General features: G+C 71.4%; 13 protein-coding genes and 2 pseudogenes. 5 read left to right on the forward strand and 10 right to left on the reverse strand.

All coding sequences use genetic code 11. From position 1 onward, the window contains the following. The 4 genes and pseudogenes from G6030_RS16680 to G6030_RS16055 form a co-directional block, all read right to left on the reverse strand. Positions 1–211, reverse strand: a pseudogene (locus tag G6030_RS16680) (short-chain dehydrogenase); the annotation flags it as partial. Further along, the gene (locus G6030_RS16045; RefSeq protein ID WP_182643794.1) at positions 211–1,284 is read right to left on the reverse strand and encodes a phosphotransferase family protein; all 1,074 of its coding nucleotides are present in this window, start codon (positions 1,282–1,284) and stop codon (positions 211–213) included. The pseudogene G6030_RS16680 and the gene G6030_RS16045, both read right to left, overlap by 1 nt. An 81-nt stretch (positions 1,285–1,365) precedes the next feature. Continuing rightward, positions 1,366–2,718: an MFS transporter gene (locus G6030_RS16050; RefSeq protein ID WP_187701920.1), complete on the reverse strand. Its 1,353-nt coding sequence runs from the start codon at positions 2,716–2,718 to the stop codon at positions 1,366–1,368. A gap of 41 nt (positions 2,719–2,759) precedes the next feature. Next, the gene (locus tag G6030_RS16055; protein WP_241724418.1) at positions 2,760–4,427 is read right to left on the reverse strand and encodes an AMP-binding protein; all 1,668 of its coding nucleotides are present in this window, start codon (positions 4,425–4,427) and stop codon (positions 2,760–2,762) included. A 118-nt stretch (positions 4,428–4,545) separates the two neighbouring features. Here G6030_RS16055 and G6030_RS16060 point away from each other — a divergent pair, with 118 nt between their 5' ends. Then, positions 4,546–5,166 (forward strand): TetR/AcrR family transcriptional regulator, encoded by a 621-nt coding sequence (locus G6030_RS16060; protein ID WP_182643795.1) that lies wholly within the window; start codon positions 4,546–4,548, stop codon positions 5,164–5,166. A 10-nt stretch (positions 5,167–5,176) separates the two neighbouring features. On the opposite strand, the gene G6030_RS16065 is transcribed toward G6030_RS16060, so the two are convergent. Next, the gene (locus G6030_RS16065) at positions 5,177–5,911 is read right to left on the reverse strand and encodes a LysR family transcriptional regulator substrate-binding protein (RefSeq protein ID WP_182643796.1); all 735 of its coding nucleotides are present in this window, start codon (positions 5,909–5,911) and stop codon (positions 5,177–5,179) included. A gap of 34 nt (positions 5,912–5,945) precedes the next feature. Next, on the reverse strand, positions 5,946–7,250 hold the full coding sequence (glyA, locus tag G6030_RS16070) for a serine hydroxymethyltransferase (RefSeq protein ID WP_182643797.1): 1,305 nt from the start codon (positions 7,248–7,250) through the stop codon (positions 5,946–5,948). A gap of 130 nt (positions 7,251–7,380) precedes the next feature. Between glyA and coaA the strand changes: the two genes are divergently transcribed. Continuing rightward, entirely contained in the window at positions 7,381–8,313 is a 933-nt protein-coding gene (gene coaA / locus G6030_RS16075; RefSeq protein WP_007631281.1) for a type I pantothenate kinase, read from the forward strand. A gap of 32 nt (positions 8,314–8,345) precedes the next feature. Here the strand turns inward: coaA and G6030_RS16080 are convergent, their stop codons facing one another. Next, positions 8,346–9,446: a tocopherol cyclase family protein gene (locus G6030_RS16080; RefSeq protein ID WP_182643798.1), complete on the reverse strand. Its 1,101-nt coding sequence runs from the start codon at positions 9,444–9,446 to the stop codon at positions 8,346–8,348. Positions 9,447–9,502: 56 nt separating this feature from the next. Between G6030_RS16080 and G6030_RS16085 the strand changes: the two genes are divergently transcribed. Further along, positions 9,503–9,991 carry a PH domain-containing protein gene (locus G6030_RS16085; RefSeq protein ID WP_182643799.1) on the forward strand — a complete coding sequence of 163 codons (489 nt, stop codon included), beginning with the start codon at positions 9,503–9,505 and terminating at the stop codon, positions 9,989–9,991. Then, on the forward strand, positions 9,988–11,484 hold the full coding sequence (locus tag G6030_RS16090) for a PH domain-containing protein (RefSeq protein ID WP_182643800.1): 1,497 nt from the start codon (positions 9,988–9,990) through the stop codon (positions 11,482–11,484). Before G6030_RS16085 ends, G6030_RS16090 begins: the two co-directional genes overlap by 4 nt. A 24-nt stretch (positions 11,485–11,508) precedes the next feature. Here the strand turns inward: G6030_RS16090 and G6030_RS16095 are convergent, their stop codons facing one another. The 3 genes from G6030_RS16095 to G6030_RS16105 form a co-directional block, all read right to left on the reverse strand. Next, positions 11,509–12,243, reverse strand: a complete 735-nt coding sequence (locus G6030_RS16095; protein WP_347238684.1) for an MOSC domain-containing protein — start codon at positions 12,241–12,243, stop codon at positions 11,509–11,511. Further along, complete coding sequence (locus G6030_RS16100) at positions 12,240–13,004, reverse strand: isoprenyl transferase (protein WP_061230071.1); 765 nt, start codon at positions 13,002–13,004, stop codon at positions 12,240–12,242. The genes G6030_RS16095 and G6030_RS16100 overlap by 4 nt, the downstream gene beginning before the upstream one ends. A gap of 105 nt (positions 13,005–13,109) precedes the next feature. Then, positions 13,110–14,183 (reverse strand): 3-deoxy-7-phosphoheptulonate synthase, encoded by a 1,074-nt coding sequence (locus G6030_RS16105; protein WP_182643805.1) that lies wholly within the window; start codon positions 14,181–14,183, stop codon positions 13,110–13,112. Between the two features lie 385 nt (positions 14,184–14,568). Between G6030_RS16105 and G6030_RS16110 the strand changes: the two are divergent. Beyond that, a pseudogene (locus G6030_RS16110) lies at positions 14,569–14,997 on the forward strand (hypothetical protein); the annotation flags it as partial.

Below are 14,997 nucleotides of genomic sequence, written 5' to 3' on the forward strand. Positions count from 1 at the left end.
GGCGCCGGGCGGCGAGCACGACGGTGGCGCCGGCCGAGGACAGCGCGCGGGCGAATCCCGCCCCGAGGCCGGAGGACGCGCCGGTGACCACGGCGACGCGGCCGTCCAGGCGGAAGCGGTCGAGAACGGGCACCGCCGACTGCGGTCCCGTGCGCGGATCGACGGGCGACGGCGCACCGGGATCGGAGGCGCCGGGGGTGGGATCAGTCATCACGTGGTCCCCTTCCGGGAGTCGAGGATCGAGTGGCCGTGGGCGACCAGCTCGCGGATCTGCGGGCCGATGTCTCCGAAGTCCTGTCCGGCCATGTCGCCGGCCTCGGAGCGGGTGGCCACGCCCTGGGCGATGGCGGCGAACTTGAACGTGGCGAACGCCAGGTACCAGGGCATGTGGGACGGGTCCGTGCCGGTGGCGTCGCAGTACCGGTCGAGGAGGCGCTGCGGCCCCGGCCACCCGGGTTCGGTGGTGATGGTGGGGATGAGCGGCACCGTCGGCCCGTCGGGATCGCCCCAGTACAGGACGGTCTGCGCCAGGTCGGCGACGGGGTCACCGAGCGTGGACAGCTCCCAGTCGAGGATCGCCTTGATGCGCCCCGGGTCGTCGGGGTCGACGACGTAGTTGTCCAGTCGGTAGTCACCGTGGATGATCCGCGACGACGGCGAGGTGGGCATGCTCTCGCCGAGACGCGCCGCCAGGTCGGGCAGGCGGTCGGCCCGGACGGAGGCACTGGACTTCTCCGACTGGCCCAGCCAGCGGCGGAGTTGTCGCTCCAGATAGCCCTCCGGGCGTCCGAGATCGGACAGGCCGACGGCGTCCTGGTCCACGGCATGGAGCGCGACCAGGGCGTCGATCTGGGCGTCGGCCATGGCCGCCTTGTCGTCGTCGGACTCGGCGAAGCCCGGCGGTAGCACGTCACGGATGACGTGGCCGACCACCTTCTCCATCACGTAGTAGGGCACGCCCAGGTCCTCACCGGTGGTCTCGTTGAGCACCACCTTCGCGACCGGCACGTCCGTGTCCGCGAGTCCGAGCTGGATGCGCGCCTCGCGGCCCATGTCGTGGGCGCTCGGCAGGAGCTTCCCCGTGGGCGGCCGCCGCAGGATGAGCTCACCGGCGTCCGAGCGGAGCGTGAACGTGAGGTTCGACTTGCCGCCGGCGATGAGCTCGGCGTCGAAATCGGTCCACGCCCGGTCGCCGGTGGCCTCGGCGATCCTCGGACCCACGATGTCGGGGCGGAGCAGCTGGTCGAGCGACAGGCCGGTGGCCTCTGACGATGATGGGGTCATGGAGTTCGATCCTCGCTGTTGATGGGCGGCCGGGTGAACGGTTCGGAGCGGATCCGGGCTGAGTGGGTCGGGGACGCCGTGTCAGTGCTGGCCGACCCGGTGCAGGTCGTGACCCCGGGTCTCCTTCATGAAGGCGGTCGCGACCATGGTGCAGACGCACAGGAAGATGATGTATGCGCTGATCATCCAGTACAGGTCCCACTCGATGAACTGGGCGTTGAGGTACGGGGCGCTGCCGCCGAACACCGCGACCGACAGGGAGTAGGCGAACCCGATCCCGGCGGTGCGCATCTTTGTGGGGAACGCCTCGGACATGAACGAGGACAGGATCGACCCGGCGGCGGCGACGAGCGTCATCGCGATGAGAGAGGCCACGAACAGCGTCCACGGACGCTCGTCGATCATCCCCATCAGCACCGGCGTGGTGATGATGGTGCCCACACCGAAGACGAAGATCACCGGGCGGCGACCGATGTGGTCCGAGAGCAGACCCCACAGCGGCAGGGTGCCCAGCGCGATGAGCTGACTGGCGAAGATCATCCAGAAGGCGGACTCGGAGTCCATGTCGCGCTGCGTGATGGCGAACGTCGACGCGTAGGAGCTCCAGGTGTAGTGCGCGACCGTGATGCCGGAGACCATGGCCACGACGAGGGCGATCGCGCCGGCCAGCTTGCGCCGCGAGAACGTGACCGTGGTGCCCGACGCCTCGGCCTCGGCCGCCGCCTTGTCGAAGACGTCGGACTCCTCCATGCCGCGGCGCAGGTAGAGCACGAACAGCGCGAACACGGCGCCGAGCAGGAACGGCACGCGCCAGCCCCACTCGCCCACGGCGCTCTCGGACAGCACGGCGGTGATGCCGCCGCCGATGCCGTAGGCGATCACGGTGCCGCCCATGATGGCGACGAATACGAGGCTGCCCCACATGCCGCGACGGTGCGGGGGTGCGATCTCGGCCACGTAGCTGTAGGCGGTCGCCGACTCGCCTCCGTGCGCGAAGCCCTGGACCATGCGGCACAGCAGCAGCAGGCCGGAGGCGACGATCCCGAGCGTTCCGTAGGTCGGCAGCAGGCCGATGAGCAGGCTCGCGCCGGCCATCATGAGCATGGTGGTGATGAGGACGAACTTGCGTCCCTTGACGTCGGCGATCCGGCCGAACACGATCCCCCCGAGGGGGCGCATGAGGAAGCCGACGGCGAAGACGGCCAGGGTGGCCAGCAGCGCGGACACCGGGTTGTCGTTGTTGAACATCGCGGCGGCGATATAGGGGGCGAAGACCGCGTAGGCGGTCCACTCGTACCACTCGAACAGCTGCCCGGTGGTGCTGGCGGCCAGGGATCGGATGCTGCTGCGGTTAGCCCGCGTCGTCTGCACGGGTGGTGCGGCGTGGGCGGCGGTGCCGCCGTTGTCGCCGGGGTTCAGGGTGGCCTCGGCCATGTCGGTGTCCTTCGGTGTGAGGGGTGGTTCGGGGCGCGTGGTCAGGGCTGGTCGGGGGCGTGCGCGTCGCGGAGTTCGCGGCGGCGGATCTTCCCGGTCTGGGTCTTGGGCAGTTCGGGGACCAGGTGGATCTCGGCCGGTCGCTTGTAGGCGGCGAGTCGGTCGGCGGCGAACGCGATCAGCTCGTCCTCCGTGGCGGTCCGGCCGGCCTTGAGCGAGACGAACGCGACGACCTTCTCCCCGCGGTACTCGTCGGGCAGGCCGACGACGGCGGCCTCGAACACGGCGTCGTGTTCGTAGAGGGCGTCCTCGACCTCGCGCGGCCACACCTTGTAGCCGGAGGCGTTGATCTGGTCCTTGAGCCGGTCGACGAGGTAGACCCAGCCGGCCGCGTCCATGACGGCGACGTCACCGGTGTGCAGTCGTCCGCCGGGCATGGTCGACTCGGTGGCGGCCTCGTTGCGCCAGTAGCCCCAGACGATCTGAGGCCCGGACAGCACGAGTTCGCCCTGCTCGCCGGGCGCGACGGGGGTGTCGTCCGCGTCGACGACCTCGGCGTCGATCCCCGGCAGTGGCACGCCGATGGACAGGGTGCCGCTCGCGGCGTCGACCGGCGCCCGCAGGCCGGGCGGCACGGCGATCACGCCGGAGGTCGTCTCCGTCATGCCGTAGCCGTTGTGGATGTAGTGCCCGAACCGCTCGGCGAACCGCTCGACCGTCGACGGCGGGATGGGAGCACCACCGCTGTAGAGGGTCTTGACCGCGGCGAAGTGCTCCGGCCCTGCGTCGTCCAGGCGCATGAGCGCGTTGTACGCGGTGATGGAACCGATCGTGAACGTGACGCCGTGTTCACGGAACGCGTCCAGCATGACCTCGGGTCGGAACCGGCCCGCGAAGACGAGCGTCGCGTCACCGATGAGGGCGAGCGTGGCGTTGATGACGGCGCCGGTGATGTGGAACAGCGGTGCGATGGCCAGGACGACGTCGCCCGGCGCCACGTCGACGAAGTCCGCGAAGCTCCGGGCGACCGCGACGACGTTGCCGTGCGAGTTCATGGCGCCCTTCGGCGGCCCGGTCGTGCCCGACGTGTACGTCAGCAGCGCCAGATCGTCCTGCGTGACCGTGACCTGCTCCGGCGTGCGCCCCTCGAACCGGTGGATGAGGTCCACGAGGTCCCCGTCCGCGGAGGGCTCCGCCGGCTGCTCGTCGCCGAACGCTCGGGGGTCGTTCCTCGTCTGCAGATCCCGCTCGCTGGTGCTGACGACCCAGGCCACGTCCGTGCCGCTGACGGCCTCCCGGATCGCGGGCACGTCCCGGTCGGTGGCGATGATCCCCACGGCACCGGAGTCGGCGACCGGGAGCCAGAGCTCGCGCCCGAAGTACATCGGATTGAGCACCACGGCAGCGGCGCCGATCTTCCACAGCGCGAGCATCGCCAGTGCGTACTGGGGGATGTTCTGCAGGTGGATGCCCACCCGGTCGCCCGGCGCCACGCCGCGGACCTGGAGCGCGGTGGCGAGCGCGTCGGACATCTCGTCGACCTCGGTCGCGGACAGCTCGGTGTCGAAGTAGGCGATCGCCGCCCGATCCGGCGCCGCGGTAACGCGTTCGCGCCACGCCTCGACCAGGCTCGATCGTCGCGCCACCGCGCTCTCGTCGAGCCCTGGACGGTACAGCTCCCGCCATGGTCGCGGGTCGCTCTGACTCATCTCGCTCCTCCCGTCAGCGCCGGTTCCGACGTAGCCGACCGAGCGATCGCTCGGTGTGCCATAGTGTTGCGTACACTACATTGGGTGTCAAGCGGAGGGCGGTTATAGGGTGATGGAGATGAGCGAGGAGATCGCGACCACGGCGGATTGGCGCGAATTCGGAGACGACGCGCTCTCCCCTCCCCTACGCGCCGCGCTGGGCGTGTTCGCGCGCCACGGCTACCACGGGGCATCTATCCGGATGATCGCCGAGGCCGCCGGGCTGTCGGTGCCCGGCCTGTACCACCATTACCGCTCCAAGCAGGCGATTCTCGCCGCTCTGGTCGACACCGCGATGGCCGAGATGCTCGCCAACACCGCCGCTGCCGCCGACGACGCCGGCGACGATCCGGTGACCCGCTTCGAGAACGTGGTGGAATGTCTGGCCCGCTTCCACATGGCCCGGCGCGACCAGGCGTTCGTCGCCTCCACCGAGATGCGCAGCATGGAGCCGGAAGTGCGCGCCCATCACGTCGGCCAACGCGACGCCCAGCAGAAGATGATCGAGGACGCCATCCGCGCGGGCGTCGAGTCCGGCGACTTCGCCTGCGAGTTCCCCGAGGACGCCGCGCGGGCGATCGCGTCACTGTGCGTCTCCATCGCGGACTGGTACCGACCCGACGGGCCCCTGAGCGCTGACGACGTCGTCTGCCGCCACGTCGAGTTCGCCCGCCGGATGGTCGGGGCGACAGCCCGCTGACCAGCGGCGGTCAGCGCCGCCGCTTACCCCTCGCCGGGGACATGCCCCGCTCCGCTGGCCGTGTCCCGCGCTCGGCGCGCGCCCGCGCCTTCGCCGCCGCCTTCTCGCGGGCCGTGCGCTTCTCGCGCTGCGGCTCCCCCGCGCCGCGGGAGGTGGCGGCCGTGCGTCCGCGCACGATCCCGACGAACTCGTCGATGAGCTGGTCCCCCTCCCGCGAGGGCGACCACGCGATTCCCATGCGGGTGGTCGGGACACCCTCGAGTGGCCGGGCCACCACGTCCCGGCGACTCAGCGACCGCGCGTACGGCAGCGGTAGCGCGAGCAGCCCGATTCCGGCCGCGACCAGGTCGACGGCGGCGGACACCTCCTCCGGCGTCGCCGTGACCGCGTCGACCGGATCGAGCCATCGCTCGGCCTCGAGGTCCTCAGCGCTCAGCGTGTCGAACGCCCCGAGCTCGTGATCTTTCTCGGCGAGCACGGCCATGGTCTCGGTGTACAGAGGGATCCGCAGGAGTCCAGGCGGCGCCGACCGCGGCGCATCGTCGGCCTCGCGGAGGAAGATCACGTCGAAGCCGTCGTCGCCGGCGGACCGTGCCAGGTCCGGGCGCGGGTCCCCCACTCGTCGGGCCGTGATCGGCACATCGGGGTTGCGCTCGCGCCACCGGGTGAGCCACTTGTCGGACTGCACGCCGGGAACGTATCCCACGCGCAGGCGGGGGGCGATGCCCGCGCTCTCGTCGGTCATCGACCCCCGCCTGTCGTCGTGTGTCTCGGAGTCCTCAGCCCAGGATCGTCCAGTCCTCGAGGCCCTCGTAGAGGGGCTTGGACTTGGCCAGCGCCGTGACGCGCTCGCGCAGGGCGGCGACGTCGGCGTTCTTACCCGCGGCGAGGGCGGCGCCGATGATGTCGGCGACCTCGCGGAACTCGTCCGCGGTGAAGCCACGCGTCGCCAGGGCGGGCGTGCCGATCCGCAGGCCGGAGGTGACCATCGGCGGCCGGGGGTCGAACGGCACGGCGTTACGGTTCACGGTGATGCCGACCTCGTGCAGCAGGTCCTCGGCCTGCTGACCGTCCAGCTCCGAGTCACGCAGGTCGACCAGCACCAGGTGGACGTCGGTCCCCCCGGTGAGGACGGAGACACCGGCGTTCTTGCAGTCCTCGGCGGTGAGCCTCTCGGCGAGGATCTTCGCGCCCTCCAGGGTGCGCTGCTGCCGCTCACGGAACTGCTCGGTCCCGGCGATCTTCATGGCCGTGGCCTTGGCGGCGATCGCGTGCATGAGCGGCCCGCCCTGCTGGCCGGGGAACACCGTCGAGTTGAGCTTCTTGAACAGCTCGAGGTCGTTGGTGAGGATCATGCCGGAGCGCGGCCCGCCGAGCGTCTTGTGCACGGTCGTGGAGACGACGTCTGCGTGCGGGACGGGGCTCGGGTGCAGGCCCGCGGCAACCAGGCCGGCGAAGTGCGCCATGTCCACCCACAGCTTGGCGCCGACCTCGTCGGCGATCTCGCGGAACTTCGCGAAGTCCAGCGTCCGGGGGTAGGCCGACCAGCCGGCGATGATGACGTCCGGCTTCTCCGCCAGAGCCATCTCACGGACGGCGTCCATGTCGACGAGCATCGTCTCGGCGTCGACCTCGTAGGCGGCGACCTCGTACAGCTGGCCGGAGAAGTTGAGCTTCATGCCGTGCGTGAGGTGTCCACCGTGGGCCAGGGACAGCCCCATGATCTTGGAGCCCGGCGCGGCGAGCGCCATGAGCACGGCGGCGTTGGCCTGGGCCCCGGCGTGCGGCTGGACGTTGGCGTACTTGGCGCCGAAGACCTCCTTGGCGCGGTCGCGGGCCAGGTTCTCGATGACGTCCACGTGCTCGCACCCGCCGTAGTAGCGGCGTCCCGGGTAGCCCTCGGCGTACTTGTTGGTGAGCACGGAGCCCTGCGCCTGCAGCACCGAGCGCGGCACGAAGTTCTCCGACGCGATCATCTCGAGCGTGTCCCGCTGACGGGCCAGCTCGCCGGCCATCGCCTCGGCGACCTCCGGATCCAGTTCGGACAGGGAGGCGGAGAACACGTCGGTGTTCGGGTCGGTCATCGTTGCTCCTCGCGCGTGGGCTTCTCGCTTCGTACGAATCGTGTGGGCCACGGCTCGTCTCGTCGTCGTCAGTCTAGTGCCACGCACCCTGACACCCTCTCCCCGTGGCCACCTGCCACAATCGGAACCCGTGAGCAGACATGCCGGCGACTACACGCCGTACGTGGAGTTCGACCGCCGGAGCTGGCGGCGGCTGCGGCGTGCGATGCCCATGGTCCTCACCGAGCAGGATCTCGAAGGGCTCCGCGGCCTGGGTGAGCACCTCGACCTGGACGAGATCGCGGAGATCTACCTCCCGCTCAGCCGCCTCATCCACCTGCAGGTCTCCGCACGTCAGCGGCTGTTCCAGTCCACCAACCTGTTCCTCGGTGAGACCGTCGACGCGCCGATGCCGTTCGTGATCGGTGTCGCGGGCTCGGTGGCGGTGGGCAAGTCCACGTCCGCCCGTGTGCTGCGCGCGCTGCTCACCCGCTGGGACTCGCACCCCCGGGTCGACCTGGTGACGACCGACGGGTTCCTCTACCCCAATCGCGAGCTCCAGCGTCGCGGGCTCATGCACCGCAAGGGGTACCCGGAGTCATACGACCGCCGCGCGCTGCTGCGCTTCGTCACCGAGGTCAAGTCCGGCGCGCCCGTGGTCCGCGCGCCGGTGTACTCACACACCAAGTACGACATCGTGCCGGGTGAGCACATCGAGGTGCAGCGGCCGGACATCCTCATCGTCGAGGGCCTCAACGTCCTGCAGACCGGCCCGCGGCTCATGGTCTCGGACCTGTTCGACTTCTCGCTCTACGTGGACGCGCGGATCGAGGACATCGAGCAGTGGTACATCGAGCGGTTCCTCGAGCTGCGCAGCACGTCGTTCTCCAACCCGGGGTCGCACTTCGCGCACTACGCCGACCTGTCCGACAACGCGGCGCGCCTGGCCGCGCGCGAGATCTGGAACTCGATCAACCGGCCGAACCTCGTGGAGAACATCCTGCCCACCCGGCCGCGCGCCACGCTGGTGCTGCGCAAGAACTCGGATCACTCCATCCAGCGGCTGCGCCTGCGGAAGATCTGAGGCCGCGCCCGCGCGCACTCCCCGCCCGCGGCCTACACCGGCGGCGCGCCCGTCTCCCCCTCTGGAACGCCCCGCCGCCGCAGCTCGGCCTCGGCCCGGTCGAGACCCCCGTGTTCGAGCGCGGTCAGCCAGCTGCGATCCGACCATACGAGCCGCCCTCGCCGTCGTACCTCCACCTCGAGCTCCCCGGTCAGGTGCTCGATGGACCCTGCGGAGTTGCGGCTCTCCGACGGCAGCGGCACGGGCAGGACGTGCGCACGGTCGAGCGGTGAGCGTCCGCTGACGCGGATGTCCCAGCCGTAGCCGCGTCCCTCGAGCTCCCACCTCTCGTCGGTGACGTCGGCGCGCACGGGCGAGACCACGGGGTTGCCGAGCCGCACGACGCGCCCGCCCGGGAGCCGCACGACGAGCGCGGTGACCTCGGTGCGCAGCGGGCCGGAGTGGATCTGGCCGCCGGCGAAAGCGACGCAGGTGTCGGGCTCGGAGAACGCCTGCGCCTGCCCCCACCACCAGGAGTCGGGGAAGCCCTCCGCGCCCCAGTTCTTCTCGCCGTACACCTCGGCGTCGTCGAAGTCCCAGCGCCGGCCGTCGAGCTCGGCCCATCCGCTGGCGCGCCCGCCGAGCAGCCAGGGGTGCCAGTACTGGTTGAGCGCGGGAACCGACTGGAAGATGCTCGACCCGCCGACGGCGCGATGCGGCCACTCCACGGGGTCGGTGATGTCCACGTGGAGCCGCGCGCCCTCCCCCATGTCCACGCGGATGCCGTCGCGTCGGTACTCGAACTGGCCTCCGGACCGGGCGCCGATGCGCGCCGGGTCGGCCCACCCGTGCGGCGCGGCGGCGAGGCGGAGCGTGGAAACCGCCGCGGAGGACGACGGCGAGGGGTCCCCGTCACCGGGCCGGCGGGCGCCACCGGCCTCGAGCGGGATCGTCACCTCGTCCGAGGCCAGGCCGAGCGTCGCCCAGTGCCCGTCGGGTCCCCGGTTGACCCCGATGAGCGCGATGGCCACGCGCCCGCGTTCGCGGTCCGTGATCCGGAGGAAGTACCCCTCCATGGCCACGCCGTGCGCGCGGAGCGGATCGCCGAAGGGCAGGTCTGCGCCGGTCGCCCGGTATCGCCGGAGGAGTCCCATGCGGATCAGCGTCCCATATCGGGACCACTGTGGACCGGCGAATCTAGGGTGGAATCGTGAACGAGACGAACATCGGACTGCGGCCGCCCCGTGAGTACGTCGATCCGCGGTGTCGCCGGTGGTGGGCGGCGCAGGTCGCCCTCTGGATGGTCCCACCGCTGATCACCCTGGCCGTGGCGGCAGTGTTCCTGGGGCCGTGGATGATCCTCGCGGCGCTGGTGTGGACCGTGCTGACGGCGGTCGCGCTCGTCGCGGTGCCGCGGGTGCGGTGGGCGATCCACCGATGGGAGGCCACCGATGTCGCGATCTACAGTCGTAGTGGTCTGTTCTGGGAGGAGTGGCGCGCCGCTCCCCTGTCCCGGGTGCAGACCGTCGACAAGACCCGCGGCCCGCTCCAGCGGCAGTTCGGGCTCGCGACGGTCGTGGTGACGACCGCCTCGTCCAAGGGCGCGGTGCGCATCAGCGCGCTCGACGCCGCGCTGGCGGAGGAGATGGTCGACCGCCTCACCCTCCTCGCCGAGGACGACCAGCGGGACGCGACATGACCACGCCGCAGCAGCCGGGATGGCGCCGCCTCGACCGCCGCACGATCCCGGCGTCGACGACCGTGGCGACCGGGGCGTTGGCCGCGGCGGCGGTGCCGGTGGCGATCGGCATGCTGCTCAGCGGCCTCGCGATCGGCTGGGTGCTGCTCTGGACGGTCGGCGGCACGGTCCTCGGCGCCGCAGCCATCGCGGTGTCGGAGCTCATCCGCCTGGCGGTCACGGACTACCGCGTCGACGCCCACCGCATCGAGAAGCGCGTGCGCTTCCTGTCCAGCACCACCACGAGCCTGTCCACCCACCGCGTGCGCAACGTCGAACTGTCTGCCGACGTCGTCCAGCGCCGGCTCGGCATCGCGACGCTCAAGCTCGCCAGCGGTGAGACGGACGGCTCGCGCCTGACCCTCGCCGCGCTGGACCGGCGGGTCGCCGAGCAGCTCCGCCGCGACCTGCTGGCCGACCGCGCGTCCGCGGACACCGAGGAGATCGCGCGGCTCGACCCGCGCTGGGTGCGTTACGCGCCGGTCGGGGTCGTCACGCCGTTGTCGGGGCTCATCGCGTTCGGCCTGGTGTTCCAGGTGGCGGACTGGTTCAACGCGGTGCCCGCGATGCTCGAGTGGGTCTGGGACCGGATCGACTCGCTGCCGGTGCCGGTCATCGCGGTCGGGTTGGTGGTGATCGCGCTGGCCATCGGCACCGTGGCGGCCGTCGCGATCTTCGTCGAGACCTGGTGGGGCATGCGTCTGGAACGTCACCGGGACGGGTCGCTGGAGTTGCGACGCGGGTTGATGGTGGGGCGGCACACGTCGTTCGACGGCCGCCGGGTGCGCGGGGTGACGCTGTACGAGCCGCCGGGCCTGCGGGCGGTCGGCGCGGCGCGCCTCGACGTGGTCGCCGTGGGCGTGGGCATCGGCAAGGACGAGGACGGCCAGACCAAGCAGAGCCCGGCCCTCGTCCCGGCCTCGCCGCGCGAGGTGCCGGTGCGGGTCGCGGAGGCGGTGCTCGGTGAGACGGTACCGGCCGTGTCATCTCGCGGCGGGGCGCTACGGGCTCATCCGCCTGTGGCGCGACGACGACGAGCCCTCCGCGCCTTCCTCGCCACCGCCGCACTCACCGCGATCGCGGCCACACCCGTCCTCGTGTGGCCGTGGCTGTGGTGGATTCCCGTCGCGGTGGCCGCGATCAGTGGGGCGGTCGCCGCGTGGGCCACCGTCGACAACTACCGCGGACTCGGTCACGCCGTGGGGCCGACGCTCGTGGTACTCCGCAAGGGGTCGTTCCTGCGGCGCACCGACGTGGTGATCCGCGACGGGATCCTCGGCTGGAACGTGCGACGTACCCCGTTCCAGCGTCGCGCCGGACTCGTCACGCTCGTCGCGACCTCGGCCGGGGGCGGCGGCGCGTTCCGGCTCCCCGATGTCGACGAGTCCGGGGCGCACGAGGTGTGGTCGACCGCCGGCGACGTGTGGGACCACCTGGCCACGCCCCGCGACTGATCACCCGCCCCGGCCGGCGGTGTCTCAGTCCGCGTCGACCGGGCGGTCGTCCGTGGCCGGATCCAGCTTCCGGACGAGGCTCGGTGCGAGCTCGGAGAGGTCGTACTCGGCGAGGAGGCGGCTGACCTCGTCGTCGTCGACCCCGGACAGCACCCTCCCGATGGTGACACCGTGCGTGGGCTCGCTGACCACCCGGATCTCGTCGCCCGCCCCGACCGGACCCGGGGCGAGCACCCGCGCGTACGCGCCCGGCCGCCCGCCCTCGGTGAAGCGACGCACCCACCGCGGCTTCCCGACACGGTGGGCGAAGGTCTGGCACGGGATGCGCGGCGTGGTCACCTCCATGCGCAGGGCGGGAGCCCCGGCGGTGCCGCCGGCGCCGACGGCGCCTACAGCGGCCACCTCCAGCACGGTGCCGATCTGCAGCCGCGCGGTGTCGATCCCGGTCACGCGCAGGTTCTCGCCGAAGTAACCGGGCGGGATCGGGCCGCCGAACTCGGGCTCCCACAGCTCGACGTCGGAGTCGGAGAGCAGGTAGACGGCCTTCCAGACGCCGCCGTGGTGCTTGCGGTCGGCCTGGACGTCACCGTGGAGGCCGTATTCGCGGACCTCGACCGGGCCCTCGACCGGGCGCTTGTCGATCGCGGTCACGCCGACGCGGCCGGGCACGGTCAGCAGCTGGTCGACCACGCACACGGCTCGGACGGTGAACGACGCGGGCACGGAGGATCCCGCCGGGGTGCTCGCCGGAGTTCTCACTGCCCGAACCTGCGGTTGCGGGCGCTGTACTCGCGGAGTGCGCGCAGGAAGTCCACACGGCGGAACGCCGGCCAGTAGGCCTCGGTGAACCAGATCTCCGAATACGCGCTCTGCCACAGCAGGAAGCCCGACAGGCGCTGCTCCCCGGACGTGCGGATCACGAGGTCGGGGTCGGGTTGCCCGGACGTGTAGAGGTGCTCCCCGATGCCCTCGACGGTGATCCCGTCGACGAGGTCGGCTCCCGTCCGGCCCTCGTCGATCAGCTGCTCGACCAGCTCACGGGCCGCGTCGGCGATCTCCTGCCGCCCGCCGTAGCCCACCGCCACGTTGACCTTGACGCCCGGTCGGCCGGTGCTCACCTGCTCCGCGTGACGCAGGCGATCGGCCAGCCACTCCGGCAGGAGCTCCAGCCGCCCGACGATGCGGACCTCCCAGTTGCGCTCCGGCCTGGTGATCTCGTCCACGACGTCGGCGATGATCTGCAGCAGTTCGCCGAGCTCGTCGGCGTCGCGGCCGAGGTTCTCGGTGGACAGGAGGTAAATGGTGGCGACGTCGATGCCGAGCTCGTCACACCAGCCCAGCATCTCGGCGATCTTCACCGCGCCGGCCCGGTGGCCGTGCGCGACGTCGGTGAACCCGGCCTCCTTGGCCCACCGGCGGTTGCCGTCGCACATCACGGCGACGTGCCGCGGCAGCCTCTTGCCCTCGAGCGACGACCGCAGTCGGGACTCGTAGAACTTGTACAGGGGGGAGGTGGCCACGCGGGAAAGAGTACCGCGCGGCACCGCCTCCTCTGTGGTGCCCCTGACCCGCTGCGCGCTCGGCTGCGTCGTCCGGCGGGGGTCAGTCCCGGCGGCCGGCGGGGGTCAGTCCCGGCGGCCGGCGCGCACCGCCGCGGCGAGGGCGCGCAGCCCCTCGGCGGTGGTGTCCCATCCCATGCAGGCGTCGGTGACGGACTGCCCGTAGACCAGTTCCTCGGCCTCGACGGACTGGGCGCCGGGCTCGATGAAACTCTCGATCATCAGCCCGGAGATGCCCTGCTCTCCCCCGCCGATGCGCTCGGCCAGCTCGGCCACGACCTCGGCCTGGCGCTCGTGCGACTTACCCGAGTTGGCGTGACTGGCGTCGACCATCACAAGGCCCGGCAGCCCGACCTTGCCCACGGACGCGACCGCCGCCGCGACGGACTCCGCGTCGTGGTTCGGCCCGCGGGTGCCGCCGCGCAGGATCACGTGACAGTCCGTGTTACCCGCCGTCTCCACGACCGCCGCGCGGCCGTCGGCGTCGGTGCCGAAGAACACGTGCCCCGCCGCCGAGGACCGGCAACCGTCCACCGCGACCTGCACCTCGCCGTCGGTGCCGTTCTTGAAGCCGACCGGCATGGATAGGCCGGACACGAGCTGGCGGTGCACCTGGCTCTCCGTGGTGCGGGCGCCGATCGCACCCCAGGAGACGGCGTCGGCGATGTACTGCGGGCTCGTCGGCTCGAGGAACTCCGTCCCGACGGGAAGCCCCAGGTCGAGCACGTCCAGCAACAGCTTGCGAGCGGTGCGCAGGCCGCGCGGGATGTCGTAGCTCCCGTCGAGGGCGGGGTCGTTGATGAGGCCCTTCCAGCCGACCGTCGTGCGCGGCTTCTCGAAGTAGACGCGCATGACGATGAGCAGGTCCTCGGCCGTCTCCTCGGCGAGCCGGGCCAGCCGTCCGGCGTAATCCAGCGCGGCGTCGGTGTCGTGGACCGAGCAGGGACCCACCACGACGAGCAGGCGATCATCGCGGCCGGCCAGCACGTCGGCGATCTCGGACCGACTCCGCTCGACCAGCGCCTCGCGGGCCTCTCCCAGCGGGAGCTCGCCGAGGATCTCGGTCGGCGTCGGCAGCGGCGAGTAGGACAGGACGCGCCGGTCGGCGGTCTGGGTGGGGTTTTCGGCGGTGATGGTCACGGCGGTCGCTCCTGACGAATCGGTGGTGGCGGGCCGGGTGCCGTGATCCTCTTCGGTGCCCATGTCGCACCCGGATCCGCCGTCTGGAAAAGGCGGGAGGCGGCGACCATGGTGGTCACCGCCTCTGGGCTCCGGGTGTCGACGATCCGTCTAGCGGACGCGTGCGCTCGCGGCGCGGGCTCCACCCGGAGCCCACATAAAGCGCCAATATGCGCGAGCGATCGACATGCCGCCCACCGTAACAGAACCCGGTCAGCTGTGGCCATTCACCCCCTCGTTATCACCACCCGCTCATCCTCCCTCTCCGCCAATCGAACTCTTGTGCTATTCGGGACGCGTCGGTAGAATCGATCACAGGTTCGATAAGGGTGCGGCGCGGTTGGGGGTGACGGGGTTGGATACGACGACGACGGCGAGGGCGTTCGGTCTCGGGGCGCTGCGCGCGGTGGACGAGCCGTTGGAGTCGTTGGACGCCTCGGCGCTGAGCGAGGTGGTGCGGTCGGTGACGCTGGCGCAGAATCTGGCCGGGGCGACCCGGCTGCAGGCCGCGTACCTGCTGGTCGAGAGTTTCAAGGCGCTGGACGAGGCCGCCCACGGTGAGCCCGGCGCCGATACCCGTCCCGCGCACGCCCGCCTGGACCCGGCCGACCGGGCCCGCCACCACCTGGCCGCGGCGATGGCCCTGACCGGATGGCACGCCCGCCACCTGGTCACCGCCGGCGTGCAGATCCACACCCGCCTGCCCCGTCTGCGCGAGGCCGTCGAGCGGGGATTGCTGCCCGAGCAGTTGGCCATCGACGCCGCCTGCCGCCTC

Source organism: Dietzia sp. E1 (assembly GCF_014145015.1).
Classification (GTDB): Bacteria; Actinomycetota; Actinomycetes; order Mycobacteriales; family Mycobacteriaceae; genus Dietzia; species Dietzia cinnamea_A.

Bases quoted from the DNA above. Each gene is read 5' to 3' on its own strand.
- G6030_RS16045 (WP_182643794.1), bottom strand. From the start codon at position 1,284: ATGACCCCATCATCGTCAGAGGCCACCGGCCTGTCGCTCGACCAGCTG.
- G6030_RS16050 (WP_187701920.1), bottom strand. From the start codon at position 2,718: ATGGCCGAGGCCACCCTGAACCCCGGCGACAACGGCGGCACCGCCGCC.
- G6030_RS16055 (WP_241724418.1), bottom strand. From the start codon at position 4,427: ATGAGTCAGAGCGACCCGCGACCATGGCGGGAGCTGTACCGTCCAGGG.
- G6030_RS16060 (WP_182643795.1), top strand. From the start codon at position 4,546: ATGAGCGAGGAGATCGCGACCACGGCGGATTGGCGCGAATTCGGAGAC.
- G6030_RS16065 (WP_182643796.1), bottom strand. From the start codon at position 5,911: ATGACCGACGAGAGCGCGGGCATCGCCCCCCGCCTGCGCGTGGGATAC.
- glyA (WP_182643797.1), bottom strand. From the start codon at position 7,250: ATGACCGACCCGAACACCGACGTGTTCTCCGCCTCCCTGTCCGAACTG.
- G6030_RS16080 (WP_182643798.1), bottom strand. From the start codon at position 9,446: ATGGGACTCCTCCGGCGATACCGGGCGACCGGCGCAGACCTGCCCTTC.
- G6030_RS16090 (WP_182643800.1), top strand. From the start codon at position 9,988: ATGACCACGCCGCAGCAGCCGGGATGGCGCCGCCTCGACCGCCGCACG.